The sequence below is a fragment of the Mesorhizobium sp. M1E.F.Ca.ET.041.01.1.1 genome, from assembly GCF_003997355.1.
Lineage (GTDB): Bacteria > Pseudomonadota > Alphaproteobacteria > Rhizobiales > Rhizobiaceae > Mesorhizobium.
In genome coordinates this window covers 1-382 of the sequence record NZ_RZSL01001292.1, presented here as the reverse complement: position 1 = coordinate 382, position 382 = coordinate 1, and the positions used below count along the sequence as shown (strand labels likewise).

Sequence of the window (382 nt, the reverse complement as noted above, 5' to 3'; positions counted from 1 at the left end):
CACCGAGGTCCCGCAATCGTGGAATCGGCGCTTACAACGGTCGTTGTCGACCACGCGGACTTCCACATCAACAATTCGGGCAGTCTCGTTATCGATTTATAGGAATAATCCACAGATGCTAAATGGTTCACAACTTGCAATTTTGCGAAGCCGTGTCGACGGCGTAGCGAGGCTTATGTCTAACGCAGTTTTGCGGGCCGGGCGCTCGGGCGTTCTCAATCGCGCGAAGGATCTTTCCTGCGCGATCGTGACGGCTGATGGAAGACTGCTTAGCGCGGCCGATAGTCTTCCGATCCACGTCTTGTGTGGGCCGGACTTGATGGCTCAGGCGATGATGAGTTTTCATCCGGAGTTACACTTAGGCGACGCATTCCTGCACAAC

1 protein-coding gene is annotated in these 382 nt (G+C 54.7%); it reads left to right on the top strand.

Annotation, left to right across the window (positions count from 1 at the left end; all coding sequences use genetic code 11):
* Positions 1-115: 115 nt before the first annotated feature.
* Positions 116-382 (top strand): hydantoinase B/oxoprolinase family protein (locus tag EOA38_RS38850; RefSeq protein WP_145966378.1); only part of this gene is annotated, 267 nt, incomplete at its 3' end.